The organism is Pseudomonas sp. MIACH (assembly GCF_001269925.1).
Lineage (GTDB): Bacteria > Pseudomonadota > Gammaproteobacteria > Pseudomonadales > Pseudomonadaceae > Aquipseudomonas.
The window spans coordinates 1-13,776 of the sequence record NZ_LHVO01000017.1 but is presented as its reverse complement, the minus strand read 5'-3'; the positions used below and the strand labels follow the sequence as shown (position 1 = coordinate 13,776).

At 63.7% G+C, this 13,776-nt stretch carries 12 protein-coding genes; 9 read left to right on the top strand and 3 right to left on the bottom strand.

Going from position 1 to position 13,776, the window contains the following annotated elements; translation table 11 throughout:
- Positions 1-56 precede the first annotated feature (56 nt).
- Both AD670_RS05945 and AD670_RS05940 read right to left on the bottom strand, forming a co-directional pair.
- A complete protein-coding gene (locus AD670_RS05945; protein WP_053129212.1) occupies positions 57-1,379 on the bottom strand; it encodes an ATP-binding protein in 1,323 nt (440 codons plus the stop codon).
- Positions 1,376-2,056, bottom strand: coding sequence for a response regulator (locus AD670_RS05940; protein ID WP_053129209.1), 681 nt, complete (start codon positions 2,054-2,056; stop codon positions 1,376-1,378). The genes AD670_RS05945 and AD670_RS05940 overlap by 4 nt, the downstream gene beginning before the upstream one ends.
- Before the next feature lie 177 nt (positions 2,057-2,233).
- Between AD670_RS05940 and dsbD the strand changes: the two genes are divergently transcribed.
- From dsbD to AD670_RS05910, 5 genes are all read left to right on the top strand, one after another.
- The gene (gene dsbD, locus AD670_RS05935) at positions 2,234-3,961 is read left to right on the top strand and encodes a protein-disulfide reductase DsbD (protein WP_053129205.1); all 1,728 of its coding nucleotides are present in this window, start codon (positions 2,234-2,236) and stop codon (positions 3,959-3,961) included.
- Complete coding sequence (locus AD670_RS05930) at positions 3,961-4,812, top strand: TlpA disulfide reductase family protein (RefSeq protein WP_053129201.1); 852 nt, start codon at positions 3,961-3,963, stop codon at positions 4,810-4,812. The genes dsbD and AD670_RS05930 overlap by 1 nt, the downstream gene beginning before the upstream one ends.
- Positions 4,788-5,549, top strand: coding sequence for a thiol:disulfide interchange protein DsbG (gene dsbG / locus AD670_RS05925; protein WP_053129198.1), 762 nt, complete (start codon positions 4,788-4,790; stop codon positions 5,547-5,549). Before AD670_RS05930 ends, dsbG begins: the two co-directional genes overlap by 25 nt.
- Before the next feature lie 1,250 nt (positions 5,550-6,799).
- Positions 6,800-7,651 (top strand): GNAT family N-acetyltransferase, encoded by an 852-nt coding sequence (locus tag AD670_RS05915; protein WP_053129192.1) that lies wholly within the window; start codon positions 6,800-6,802, stop codon positions 7,649-7,651.
- A 22-nt stretch (positions 7,652-7,673) separates the two neighbouring features.
- Positions 7,674-8,387 carry a cupin domain-containing protein gene (locus tag AD670_RS05910; protein WP_053129190.1) on the top strand — a complete coding sequence of 238 codons (714 nt, stop codon included), beginning with the start codon at positions 7,674-7,676 and terminating at the stop codon, positions 8,385-8,387.
- 1 nt (position 8,388) lies between these two features.
- Here AD670_RS05910 and AD670_RS05905 read toward each other — a convergent pair whose 3' ends face one another.
- On the bottom strand, positions 8,389-9,273 hold the full coding sequence (locus tag AD670_RS05905) for a LysR family transcriptional regulator (RefSeq protein ID WP_053129188.1): 885 nt from the start codon (positions 9,271-9,273) through the stop codon (positions 8,389-8,391).
- A gap of 95 nt (positions 9,274-9,368) precedes the next feature.
- Between AD670_RS05905 and AD670_RS05900 the strand changes: the two genes are divergently transcribed.
- From AD670_RS05900 to AD670_RS05885, 4 genes are all read left to right on the top strand, one after another.
- On the top strand, positions 9,369-10,505 hold the full coding sequence (locus tag AD670_RS05900) for a DSD1 family PLP-dependent enzyme (RefSeq protein ID WP_053129185.1): 1,137 nt from the start codon (positions 9,369-9,371) through the stop codon (positions 10,503-10,505).
- Positions 10,495-10,902, top strand: a complete 408-nt coding sequence (locus tag AD670_RS05895) for a RidA family protein (RefSeq protein WP_053129183.1) — start codon at positions 10,495-10,497, stop codon at positions 10,900-10,902. The genes AD670_RS05900 and AD670_RS05895 overlap by 11 nt, the downstream gene beginning before the upstream one ends.
- Positions 10,899-12,071: an FAD-binding oxidoreductase gene (locus AD670_RS05890; RefSeq protein ID WP_053129181.1), complete on the top strand. Its 1,173-nt coding sequence runs from the start codon at positions 10,899-10,901 to the stop codon at positions 12,069-12,071. Before AD670_RS05895 ends, AD670_RS05890 begins: the two co-directional genes overlap by 4 nt.
- A 143-nt stretch (positions 12,072-12,214) precedes the next feature.
- Positions 12,215-13,678 (top strand): aldehyde dehydrogenase family protein, encoded by a 1,464-nt coding sequence (locus AD670_RS05885; RefSeq protein WP_053129178.1) that lies wholly within the window; start codon positions 12,215-12,217, stop codon positions 13,676-13,678.
- Positions 13,679-13,776 lie beyond the last annotated feature (98 nt).

Below are 13,776 nucleotides of genomic sequence, written 5' to 3'. Positions count from 1 at the left end.
ATCCTGAAGGCTTGAACTTCAAGCGGGCGGTAACTATTTGGCACTCGAAAAGACGGTCAGCGTCGCAACGGCATGCCCAGGTCGACGCGCAGGCCATCCGCCTGGCTGTCGAACTTCAATGAGCAGGAACAGCGCTGCACGATCGCCTGCACAATCGCCAGGCCCAGCCCGCAGCCCTCGCTGTTGCCATTGCGCCAGAAGCGTTGGGTGAGGTACTGCAGGTCTTCGGGGGAAATCTGCTTACCGTGGTCGCGCACGCGGAAGATCACTTGATCGGCGGCGGTGAACACACTGAGTTCTACCCGGGTGTCTGCGGGTGTGTGACGCAGGGCGTTGTCCAGCAGGTTGCGCAGGGCCGCGATCGCCAGGCCCACCGGCATCTCCACCGGGGTTTCGCTGAGGTTAGCCGCCAGATTCAGGTCGATACGCGCATTGTCGCCGGCATTCGCGTCCTGGATCGCCAACCGCGCCACTTCCTCGGCGCTGGACTGCAAGCCATCGTCGAACGACAGGCTACCTTCCACCCGCGCCAACAACAGCAATTGCTCCAAGGTGCGATGCAAGCGGTCGGCGCCCTCCTCGGCATGGGCCAGGGATTGGTCGCGGGCCGCGCCCTCGGTCATGCGCGCCACTTGCAGGTGGGTCTTGATCGCCGTCAGCGGGCTGCGCAGCTCGTGGGCAGCGTCGCCAGTGAGGCGGCGCTCGCGTTCGATGGTCTTGGCGATGCGTTGCAGCAGTTGGTTCTGGGTGTCGAGCAGCGGCTTTAGCTCGCTGGGCAACGGGTGAATCTGCAACGGTTCAAGGGAGTCGGCACTGCGACGCATCAGCGCGTCACGCATGCGGTTGAGCGGCAACAGGCTCTGGCCGATGCCCAGCCACAGCAGGCACAGGCAACCGAGCATCGCCACACCCACCGGCACCGAGGCGGCAAGCAGGATCGACAGGTTCAGCGCCTCGCGCTCTACCTGGCGATCGGCGGTGGTGATCAGCAGGTCACCACGGGACAGGGTAAAACTGCGCCAGCCCACACCATTGATGACCTGGTCACGAAAGCCGCTCTTGCGCGACTCCAGGCCCTCATCCGGCGTGGTATGACTGCGGGCCAGGATTTCGCCGTGCAGGGAGCTGACCTGGCAAGCCATGCCGCCTGGCACATGCAGTTGCTCGGCACTGAAATGCGCGCCGCCACTCACACTGGCCAGGCCCGGCATCTGCTCGGTCAAGCCCGCCACCATGCGCGCCGAGGCCACCAGGCGTTGGTCGAGGGAGAACATCATCTGGTTGCGCAGATCGTTGAGCATCCAGGCCGCTGCCAGGGCCCAGATCAGCACAAAAGCGGCGCCCAGCTTGAACGTCAGGCGCAGGCGCAGGCTTTTCACGAAACGTTCTCTCCACCATCAGCCGGACCCAGGCGATAGCCCAGGCCGCGCACGGTTTCGACAATGCCATTGCCCAATTTGCGCCGCAGGTGGTGGATATGCACGTTGAGGGCGTTGCTTTCCAGCTCATCGCTGAAGCCGTAGACGCTGTCCTTGAGCTGTTCGCTGGAGAGCACGCGGCCTTTGTTGTGCAGCAGGGCCTGCAACAGCGCCTGTTCACGCCGGGACAGGTCCACCGGCTGGCCTCCCAACAGGGTTTCGCGACTGCTCGGGTCGTAGGTCAGCCGACCGTGCTCGATCAGGTTGACACTGCGCCCCGCCATCCGGCGCAGCAGGGTTTGCAGGCGCGCGGCCAATTCGCGCAGGTCGAAGGGTTTGAGCAGGTAGTCATCGGCACCGGCTTGCAGGCCGTCGACGCGGTTGGTCACCGAATCCCGCGCGGTGAGGATCAGCACCGGAATCTCCAGGCCCTGGCTGCGCAGCTGTTGCAGCAGCTTGAGGCCGTCTTCGTCGGGCAGGCCGAGGTCGAGCACCATGATGTCGAAGGTTGCTGCCTTGAGCATCGCGCGTGCAGCTGCTGCGGTGGCCACGCGCTCGACTGTAAAGCCCTGGGCGCCGAGGCCGGCCACGATGCCGCTGGCGATCAGTTCGTCGTCTTCACAGACCAGTACGTGCATGGTGAACCCTTCATGAAAGATGGGGGGGATTAAAAGTGCAGCGGATTAAGCGCAGATTATGCCGTGAAAAGATGCAAGCTCAGATAATCCCTACACTTTAGAATAGCGCCCGTTTAATCATCGGTTAATCAACGCCACACATTGTGTGCATCACTTGTATCGAACTAAGGCTTGACCATGCGGCATCTGTTTACCTTTCTGCTGGTGTTATTCGCGGGGTTCGCCCAGGCCGCGCCGGGCAATCCGTTTGAGACCAAACCTGATTTCCTCCCGGTGGGCAAGGCTTTCACCTTTACCTCCGAGCGTCTTGAAAGTGGCGAGACCCAGCTGTATTGGCAGATTGCCGACGGTTATTACCTGTACAAGCAGCGCATGAAGTTCGAGGGCCTGGCCGAAAAGCCCGCGCTGCCACAAGGCGAAGCCCATAGCGATGAGTTCTTCGGCGATCAGGAGGTGTATCGCCAGGGCCTGGAAGTGAAGATTCCGGCCGGAGCCACCGGCCAGGTCAAGCTGGGCTGGCAGGGCTGCGCCGATGCGGGGCTGTGTTATCCGCCGCAGTCGATCACCGTGGACCTGGGTGGCAACCCGGCCGTCGCCGCGACCGCCGAAGCCCAGGACCAAAGCCTGGCCAGCGGCTTGCAGCAGCGCAGCCTGGGTTGGAGCCTGCTGTTGTTCTTCGGTCTTGGCCTGCTGTTGGCATTTGCACCGTGCTCGTTGCCGATGCTGCCGATTCTCGCCGGCCTGGTGGTGGGCAGTGGCGCCAGCCCACGTCGCGGCTTTGCCCTGGCGGGCAGCTACGTGGTGTGCATGGCACTGGTGTATGCCGCACTGGGTGTATTGGCCGCGCTGCTTGGCAGCAACCTCGCCGCCCTGCTGCAAACCCCATGGATCCTCGGCAGTTTCGCCGCCTTGTTCGTGATCCTCGCCCTGCCGATGTTCGGCTTCTTTGAACTGCAACTGCCTGTCGCCTTGCGTGACCGCCTGGATAACGTCAGCCGCAACCAAAGCGGCGGCAGCCTGGTCGGCGCCGGGGTGCTCGGCGCCCTCTCCGGCCTGCTGGTCGGCCCCTGTATGACTGCCCCCCTGGCCGGTGCACTGCTGTATATCGCCCAGAGCGGCAATGCGCTGCACGGCGGGCTGATCCTGTTTGCCATGGGCATCGGCATTGGTGTGCCGCTGCTGTTGCTGGTCACCGTGGGCAATCGCTTCCTGCCCAAGCCGGGCACTTGGATGAATGTGCTCAAAGGCATCTTCGGCTTCCTGTTCCTGGCCACCGCCGTGCTGATGATTCGGCCAGTGGTCGGCGAAAACCTGTGGCTCGGCCTATGGGGCGCGTTGGCCATGTCCATGGCCTACTGCGGCTGGCGCCTGGCCCAGGATTTCGGGCGGGTCGCCATGCTGTTCGGCGCCGGTTCCGTGGTCGTGGGATTGTGGGGCGGCCTGCTGCTGGTTGGTGCAGCGGGAGGCAGCGATGACCTGTGGCAACCGTTGAAGGTCTACAACGGTTCGCGGATCGCCACCGCACCAAGCGCCCACGAGGCCTTCATGACTATCAGCGACCCGGCAGTGCTGCAAAGCCAGCTCGACAGCGCCAAGGCCCAGGGCCAATGGGTGCTGGTGGACTACTACGCCGACTGGTGTGTGTCGTGCAAGATCATGGAGAAACAGGTGTTCGGCAAGCCCGAAGTACTCGACGCACTGAAGGATGTCCGTCTGCTGCGCCTGGACGTCACCGCCGACAACGCCGCCAGTCGCGCGCTGCTGGGCCGCTACAAGGTACCGGGGCCGCCGAGCTTCGTGTGGATCGGCCCTGACGGTGAAGAACGACGCGCCCAGCGCATCACCGGCGAAGTGAATGCCGACGCATTCCTGCAACGCTGGAATCAGACCCGAGACGCCCTCTGATGCTGACCCTGACCATCGGCACCTTCGCCATCGCCCTGAATCACATCCTTCTGATCAGCGCGTTGATCCTCGCCACCCTGGTGGGGTGGCGCGTGGCAAAGCGTGGCGGTGAAAATCCGGAATCGGTGCTGTTCAGCCTGTTCCTGCTGGGCATGCTGGCGGCGCGCGTCAGCTTTGTGCTGATGTACTGGAGCTACTACAGCCACGACTGGCTGCAGATGGTCGACCTGCGCGACGGCGGTTTTCTCGCCTGGCCCGGTATCATCGCCCTGATACTCGGTGCACTGCTCTATGGCTGGCGTCGCCCGGCGCTGCGCAAGCCGCTGAGCGCCGGGGTCATCACCGGGCTGGTGTTCTGGGGCATGACCAGCCTGTCCTTGAGCGTGTATGAAAAAGGCACACGCCTGCCGGACATCACTTTGCGCAACGCCAATGGTGAAGTGGTGCAACTGGCGGACTATCAGGGCGGGCCACTGGTGATCAACCTGTGGGCCACCTGGTGTCCGCCGTGCCGCCGCGAGATGCCGGTGCTGGAAAGCGCCCAACGCATGCGCCCGGACGTGACCTTCCTGTTCGTCAACCAGGCCGAAAGCATGCAGAGCGTCAGCACCTACCTGGCCACCCAGGGCCTGAACCTGGACAACGTATTGTTTGACGCCAGCGGCCGCCTCGGCCAGGCCGTAGGCTCCATGGCCCTGCCAACCACACTGTTCTACCAAGCTGACGGACGCCTGATCAACAGCCACTTGGGCGAGTTGTCCCAGGCCAGCCTGGCCCGTGCCATGGAAACCTTCGACACCGCCCCTGCCGCCACAAGGAAACCCACATGCCTCGCCTCCGCCACCTGCTGACCCTGCTGCCGCTGACGCTCGCGGCCACCCTGGCCCAGGCCGAAGACTGGCCGGCTCCGATCAAACAGATCGAAGCCAAGGGTGCCAGGATCCTCGGCAAGTTCGACGCCCCCAGCGGCCTCACCGGCTACGCCGCGCAATACCAGAACCGCGGCATGGCGCTGTACCTGACCGCCGACGGCAAAAATGTGATCGCCGGCAACCTGTACGACGCCCAGGGCAATGACCTGAGCAGCGCGCCCCTGGAAAAACTGGTGTACGCCCCCATGGCCAAGGAAGTCTGGGCCAAGATGGAAAACAGCAGCTGGATCCAGGACGGCGACAAAAACGCGCCGCGCATCGTCTACCTGTTCAGCGACCCTAACTGCCCGTACTGCAACATGTTCTGGGAACAGGCACGGCCATGGGTAAAAGCCGGCAAGGTGCAGTTGCGCCACATCATGGTCGGCATCATCCGCGAAGACAGCGCCGCCAAGTCGGCTGCCCTGTTCGCCGCCAAAGACCCGCAAAAAGCCCTGGAAGACCACGAAGCCGCCGGCAAAGGCAGCAAATTGCAGGCACTGGCCAAGATCCCGGCCGAGATCGAAGCCAAGCTTGATGCCAACATGAAGTTGATGGATGAGCTCGAACTGTCGGCGACGCCGGCGATCTTCTACCTGGATGACAAGGGTGGCTTGCAGCAACAGCAAGGCGCGCCGTCGCCGGATAAGTTGGTGAAGATTATGGGACCGAAGTAAGCGGCGCCTGGTCTGACGCCATCGGGGCATGGGTATCTACACAACTTTCAGGCTGAAAAATCTCTTTGTGGTGAGGGAGCTTGTTTCCGTGGCGGCCTTTGGGCCGACCATGTCGTTGGATTTGACCGAGTACATATCCGTTGCTGCGGTCACGGCGGCTATGGGTTCCGCCCTTACGGCGGGTCACTTTGGAAAAGCCCCAAAGTAACCAAAAGGCTCTTGCCCCACCACTCGGTACCTCGCCTAGGCTCGGTATGCCCGAACGAAGGCTTGAATCCGTGGGCCGCCGTCATGGGCCATCCTTGGCCCAGGACGGCTAACCCGGCGTCCTGCCGGGTTACCCACGGATTCAAGCCTGCGTTCGGCCAGCGTGGTTAACGGGGCGCCTGAGATCAAGATCAAAAGCCAGAGCCAGAGCCAGAGCCAGAGCCAGAGCCAGAGCCAGAGCCAGAGCCAGAGCCAGAGCCAGAGCCAGAGCAGATCAAAAGATTGCTGACTTCGTCAGCGGTTAAGGAAGTAGAAGCCACACCGCGCACGCTTCAATAATCAGGTCGGCTTTAAGGCCGCCTCGCTTTGGCTTTTGATCTCAAATCGCCCCGTCAAACACGCTGGCCGAACGCAGGCTTTGGAGCGTGGGTAACCCGGCAGGACGCCGGGTTAGCCGCACTGGGCCAAGGATGGCCCATTGCGGCGGCCCACGCTCCAAAGCCGGAGTGAGGGCACACCGAGCCTAAGCGAGGTGCCGAGTGTTGGGGCGAAGCGTTTTTGGTTACTTTTGGCGCTCTTCCAAAAGTGACCCGCTGTAAGAGCGGAACCATAGGCAGCCGTTACCGCAGCAACGGATATGTACTCGGTCAAAGCCAACGACATGGTCGGCCCAAAGGCCGCCACGGAACCAAGCGCCCTCGCCACAGACCGCTGAAAAAAATTGTGCAGATACTTATGCGCCGATGGCAGCAGCTCAGTTACAGATGCATCCATCTGACACTACTTCATCGCGGCAAGTCGAACCGTCGCACCGCCCCTCCCACATTTTTAACCGTGTACACCCGCCCTACTCCAGTTGGCTCCAACGCCAACCTCATGGCATTTGCTGCTGCCCCCCAACCGCAATTAAGTAGTAACTGTGGTCTCGCCCCACACTCCACGAGGAATCTACCGAATATTCCCGCCCCCCTTGCCAGCCCCTGACCCAGGTGGGATACAAGCACCCTGACGCAACAAAAAACAACGTTCTACGGAGGCTCGCCATGTCCGCCCTGCCACACCCCGCTTACATCTACCGCCCCATGACCGTGGCCGACCTGCCGGCCGCCCACGCCTTGTCGGTGCAACTCAAATGGCCCCACCGCCTGGAAGACTGGGCAATGCTGCAACGGGTCAGCGACGGCTTCGTGGTCATGGATGGCGAGCGGCTGATCGGCAGCGCCTTCACCTGCCCCCAGGGCGATTACGCCACCATCGGCCTGGTGATCGTCAGCAATGACTACCAGGGCCAGGGCATCGGCCGGCGCTTGATGGAAAAGGCCCTCGCCGCTTGCGGCACGCGCACGCCGGTCCTCAATGCCACCCTCGCCGGCGCGCCGCTGTACGCCAGCCAAGGGTTCGTCGAATTCGGGCGGGTGCAGCAACATCAGGGCCAGGCGTTGGTGCCTGCCCTGCCGGCGCTGGCCGCTGGCGAAACCTGCCGTGCGCTTAACGCCGATGACCACACCAGCCTGCTCGCGCTGGCCAAAGCCGCCAGCGGCCTGGACCGTCGTGAGGTGCTGCGAGACCTGCAGGTGGAGCACGCCGTGGGTGTCGAGCGCGATGGCCAGTTACGCGGCTTCGCCCTGCTGCGGCCGTTCGGCCGTGGACGCTGCATCGGCCCGGTGGTGGCGGAAAATATCGAGCAGGCCAAGCACCTGATCGCCACCCTGCTGGCCCAGGTGCCGGACACCTTTGTGCGTATCGACATTCCCGTCGTCTGCGGCCTCAACGACTGGCTCGAACAGGCCGGCCTGAAGAACATCGACACCGTCGCGCAGATGGCCCTGGGCACCCCACCCCAAGCCAGCCAAGGCGTGCACCCCTTTGCCCTGATCACCCAGGCGATCGGCTGACTTTTCTCCCGGAGCACTCCCCATGTCATCTCCCCGTATCCTGCTGTTGGCGCGTGCCGACGGCAGCCGCGTTGCCACGTCCTTCAACCCGGCCGCTCTGAGCGCGCTGGACCCGTTCGGCGACAGCCGCCAAGTCGCCTGGATGGGCGACGATGGCGTGTCTGCAGGACTTGTACCGTTCAGCGGCAAAGCGGTGATCGAAGATTTCCCCCACAGCGAAACCCTGGTGGTGCATGCCGGCCATGTGGTGCTTAGCAGCGCAGAACAGACACTGGAACTGGGAGTCGGCAGCAGCGCCGTGATCGGCCTCGGCACACGCCTCACGGTACAGGCGAGCGCAGGCAGCGAGTGGGCGTTCTGCGCGGTCGACCAGGCCGGTGCCCCCGTGTGCCCCGGTCTGACCCTGCTCGACCCGCACACCCTGCTCAACCCCTCCGCCGCGCCGGAACCCCAGATCCTGATCGGCCCCACCCCGCAGTGCCGGGCGCTTAACCTGTTCGACGATGCCGTGACCGAGCTGCGCGTCGGCATCTGGGACTCGACGCCCTACGCCCGCCACGGCCGCCCGCACAAACTGCATGAGTTGATGCACCTGCTCGAAGGCAGCGTCACCCTGCAGGACAACGAGGGTGGCGAGGTCACGGTAAAAACCGGGGACACGGTGTTCGTGGCCAAGGGCGCACCATGCGCCTGGACCAGCACGGTGTATGTGCGCAAGGTCTACGCGGTGAAATAACTCAGGCCTTCAGCGCCTCTTCCACAAACGTTACCAACGCCTGTACGCGCGGGCTACGCAGTTTGCGCGACGGCACCAGCAGGAGGATCGGCGCGCTGTCAAAGCTCCAGTCCGCCAACACGCGCACCAGGCTGCCGCTGGCCACGGCGTCACCCACGTCCCACTGCGAGCGCAGCACCAACCCCAAGCCTTGCTCGGCCCAACGCCGGGCAACGCTGCCATCGTTGCTCAACAACGCAGGTTCCACACGTAGCGTCTTGCGGCCCTGGCCTTTGCGCAGGTGCCAGAGGGTGACGTCTTCATCATTTTCGCGAATGCAAATGCAGCGATGAGACGCCAGTTCGTCCGGCGAAGACGGCACGCCGTGGGCGTGCAGATAGGCCGGGCTGGCGCACAACCAGCGCTCGTTTGGCGTCAGTGGCCGCGCGGTCCACAGGCTGTCATTGAGATGACCGATGTGAATCACCGCATCGCTGTCATGGCGATCGGGCCAGGGCGTCTCGCGCAAATCCAGGTGCAGGCGCAGCTGCGGGTGCAGTTTGGCAAACCGTGCCAGCAGCGGTGCGATGCGCTGTCGACCGTAGCCAAACGGCGCCGCCAACCTCAAGGTGCCCACCAGGGTTTCGTCCTGTTGCCGGAACGACTCCGGCAGCGCCTCCAACTGCTCCAGCAACACTGCGCTTTCCCGCGAGAACCGCTCGCCATCCGCCGTCAGGCTAAGGCGCCGCGCATCGCGATTGGCCAGGGTCAGCCCCAGCAGCGTCTCCAACTTGCGCAGGCGCATGGACAGCGCCGGCGGCGAGACATTCAGTGTTCGGGCGGCAGCGCTCAGCGATTCGGAGCGGGCCAGGGCCACGGCCAACCGCAGGTCTTCGATAGAAATCATTCAATTTTACTTAATGATTGATGAGCGCTGATTGAACCACACGTTAACAACAGCTGAGTAGAGTGCAGCCTGTACCCAGCCACGCGAGCTCCGCCATGTCCACGCCGATTGCTTCCCTCGACACGCCTGCCGCGCTCGTCGACATCCCGCAGATGCAGCGCAATATCCAGCGTATGCAACAACGCATGAGCAGCCTGGGCGTGCGTTTACGCCCGCATATCAAAACCAGCAAGTGCCTGCCGGTGATCCACGCCCAGATCGCCGCAGGCGCCAGCGGTGTCACGGTTTCGACCCTCAAGGAAGCCGAGCATTGTTTCGCCGCCGGCATCCGCGATGTGTTCTACGCCGTGGCCATCGCCCCGGGCAAGCTGCTTCAGGCCCTGGCCCTGCGGCGCAAAGGCTGCAACCTCAGCGTGCTCACCGACAGCGTCCAAGGCGCCGAGGCCATCGTCGCTTTCGCACAGCAACATGACGCACGCTTCGACGTGTGGATCGAGATCGATTGCGACGGCCATCGCTCCGGCCTGGCCGCCCACGACCCGGTACTGATCGACGTCGCACGCATCCTCAGCGACGGCGGCCTGCACCTGCGTGGGGTGATGACTCACGCCGGTTCCAGTTACGAGCTCGACAGCCTTGAGCCCCTGCAAGCACTGGCCGAACAGGAACGCGCACTGTGCGTGCACGCCGCAGACACCCTCCGCGCAGCCGGGCTGGCGTGCCCCGAGGTCAGCATCGGCTCCACCCCCACGGCCCTCTCGGCGCTGAACCTGGACGGCGTCACCGAAGTACGCGCAGGTGTGTATGTGTTCTTCGACCTGGTCATGCGCAACATCGGCGTGTGCCAGGCCGATGAGTTGGCGCTGAGCGTACTGACCACCGTGATCGGCCATCAGCCTGACAAAGGCTGGATCATCACCGACGCCGGTTGGATGGCCATGAGTCGTGACCGTGGCACCCAGCGCCAGCGCCAGGACTTCGGTTATGGCCAAGTGTGCAGCGAAGCGGGCGACTGGATCGACGGCGCGCTGGTCACCGCTGCCAACCAGGAACACGGCATCGTCAGCCTGGGCGCTGCCCACAGTGACGCGCTTGTCACGCGTTTCCCCATCGGCAGTCGGCTGCGCATCCTGCCCAACCATGCCTGCGCCACCGGCGCGCAGTTCCCGGATTATCACGCGGTGGATGCCGACGGCAGCGTGCACACCTGGAGTCGCCTGCATGGCTGGTAATCGCATCCACTCGATTCATAGCACCCAGGCGGCACCGCCGGGCGGGCACTATTCCCAGGCAGTGGCACACGGCGGCGTGCTGTATGTGTCGGGGCAACTGCCGGTACGCGCCAATGGCGAGCACAGCGCCGGGCAACTGTTCGCGGTGCAAGCCTCGATTGCCCTGGATAACCTGGTGGCGATCCTGGGTGAAGCGGGCCTGGGCCCCCGTGACCTGCTCAAAGTGACGGTGTACGTCGTCGGCATAGAACACTGGCCCGCCTTTGATCAGATTTACGCGCGCTACCTGGGTGAACATAAACCGGCCCGCGCCGTGGTGCCCGTGCCGGTGCTGCACCATGGCTACCTGATCGAAATCGAAGCCATAGCCCGTGCCACACAGGAGCAGCCAGCATGAACCCGCAAAAAAGCGCTGTGCTGATCATCGGCGGCGGCATCATGGGCGCATCGTCGGCGTTTTTCCTGCGCCGCCGCGGTTGCTCGGTCACGCTGCTGGAACGCGACCAGATCGGTCAGTACGCCAGCGGTGTGAACTTCGGCAATGTGCGCCGCCAGGGCCGCTACCTGGGGCAACTGGAGCTGGCCAATCGTTCGTGGGCGCTGTGGAAACGCCTGCCGGAGTTGATCGACGACGACCTGGAATTTATCCCCAGCGGCCACATGCGCGTGTGCTATCGCGAAGATGAAATCGCTGAACTGGAGGCCTACGCCGCCGCGCCGGAAGCCGCGCAACTGGACCTGAAAATCTATCGCGGCGCCGAGTTGCACCAGCGTTTCGGTTTCCTCGGCCCCGAGGTGAAAGGCGGCTCTTACGCGCCCCACGACGGCCACGCCAACCCCCGCCTGGCCGCACCGGCCTTTGCCCGCGCAGCCCGGCGCCTCGGTGCGCGAATCGAGGAAAGAACCGAAGTCGCCGATGTGGAAAAGGTCAATGGCCTGTTCCACGTCACCACCCGCGATGGGCAGTTGTTCGTCGCCGAGCAACTGTTGATTACCGCCGGCGCCTGGGCCTCGCGCCTGTCCGAGCGCTTCGGCGAGCCGGTGCCGCTGGAGCCCAACGGCCCACAGATGTCGGTCACGGAACCGGTGCCCTACGCCTTGCCCACCGTGATCGGCGTGTTCACCAAGATCAAGGAAGAGGTGATCTACTTCCGCCAGATCCCGCGCGGCAACATCATCATCGGCGGCGGCGCCCGCTGCACGCCGGACATGCTCAACCGACGCGCGTTTTTCAAGCCCGAGAGCCTGCTCAACCAGATGCGCCAGATGAAACGGCTATTACCGGGCGCCGAGAAACTGAACATCATCCGCGTGTGGAGCGGCATCGAAAGCTACACCCCCGACTCCCTGCCGGTGATGGGCCCCAGCGGCAGCGTGGACGGGCTGTTTTATGCCTTCGGCTTCTGCGGCCACGGCTTCCAGCTCGGCCCTGGCGTGGGGGATGTGATGGCCGAACTGATCAGCACCGGCAGTACCAGCACCTTGATCAGCCCGTTCGATATTCGGCGGTTCACCCAACCTTCGACGGTGCCGGCAAACGCCCCCACCACGGGAAAACTGATATGAGCCACGCCAGCCTGCCAGATTCAGCAGATTATCCCTTGCAGCGCTGAATAACGGCATCTTTGCGCGGGAGCCTTTTGCTAGCGTATCCAGACACCGGGCCGTGCGGTTCGCAGCGCCTATTACCGCTCCAGGGAGCCAGTTGGATGACCACCCACTCTTCAAATAGCTACAGCGTTGATGCGCAAACGGCTCACCAGTTTTATATCAACGGTCGCTGGACGTCCCCGGCGATCCCGGCAACGCTGCCGGTGGTCAACCCGGCCACTGAAGCCGTGGTTGCCCAAGTGGCGCGCGGGACTGCCGAGGATGTCGACCGGGCCGTCGCGGCAGCACGCGGGGCGTTTGCCGGTTGGTCTGCGACCCCGGCTGAAGCGCGAGCGCAGGTGCTGGGGAAAATCCACGAACTGATCCTTGAGCGCAAAGAGCAACTGGCACAGGCGCTGTCCCTGGAAATGGGCGCGGCCATCGGCTTCGCGCGGGCGATGCAAGTGCCGCTGGCGGCCGAGCACGTTCGGGTCGCCCGTGACCTGCTGTCCAGCTATCGCTTCCAGACGGTGGAAGGCGGCACCGCAATCGAGCGCGAGCCCATCGGCGTGTGCGGGCTGATCACGCCGTGGAACTGGCCGCTGTATCAAATCACCGCGAAAGTCGCCCCGGCCATCGCTGCCGGCTGCACCGTGGTGTTGAAACCGAGCGAACTGTCGCCATTGAGCGCCCTGCTGTTTGCCCAACTGGTGCATGACGCCGGCCTGCCGCCTGGGGTGTTCAACCTGGTGAACGGCAGCGGTGCGGAAGTCGGCGCGGCCATGGCGGCCCATGGGGATATCGACATGATCTCCATCACCGGCTCCAACCGCGCAGGCGCGTTGGTTGCCCAGGCGGCCGCGCCGACAGTCAAGCGGGTCACCCAGGAGCTGGGGGGCAAGTCGCCGAATGTGCTGCTGCCCGACGCCGACTTCGCCAAGGTTGTGCCGCTGGGCGTGATGTCGGCGTTTCGCAACGTCGGCCAGTCGTGCAGCGCGCCGACCCGCATGATCGTGCCGAGAAACCGCCTGGCCGAAGTCGAAGCCCTGGCGGCGGCCACCGCGAATGCACTGATCGTTGGCGACCCGCAATCGGAGGAGACACAGTTGGGCCCCATTGCCAACGAAGCCCAGTTCCATCGCGTCCAGGCCATGATCCAGGCCGGCCTCGACGAGGGCGCCAAACTGCTGTGCGGCGGGCCGGGACGGGCGGCGGGTTTTGACAAGGGCTTCTATACGCGGCCGACGGTTTTCTCCGAAGTGGACAACGCCATGCGCATTGCCCAGGAGGAAATATTTGGGCCGGTGCTGTGCATCATTGCCTATGAGACGGTGGATGAAGCCGTCGCCATCGCCAACGATACGGTCTACGGGCTGGGCGCCCACGTTCAAGGGCAGGACCTTGATCTTGCACGGGCGGTGGCTTCGCGTATACGCGCGGGCCAGGTGCACCTGAACCATCCGGCGTGGAATCCGATGGCGCCGTTTGGGGGCTACAAGCGCTCGGGGAATGGGCGGGAGTATGGTGTGCAGGGGTTCGAGGAGTATCTGGAAACCAAGGCGATTATCGGGTTTGGTGAATAAGTGATGGGCCTTTATCAAGCTTAAAATAACTTATTGATTTTAAAGGGTTAAATTTTCACTCAAAAATCTTGAGTCTTGCATAAACAATTTCAGGCGAC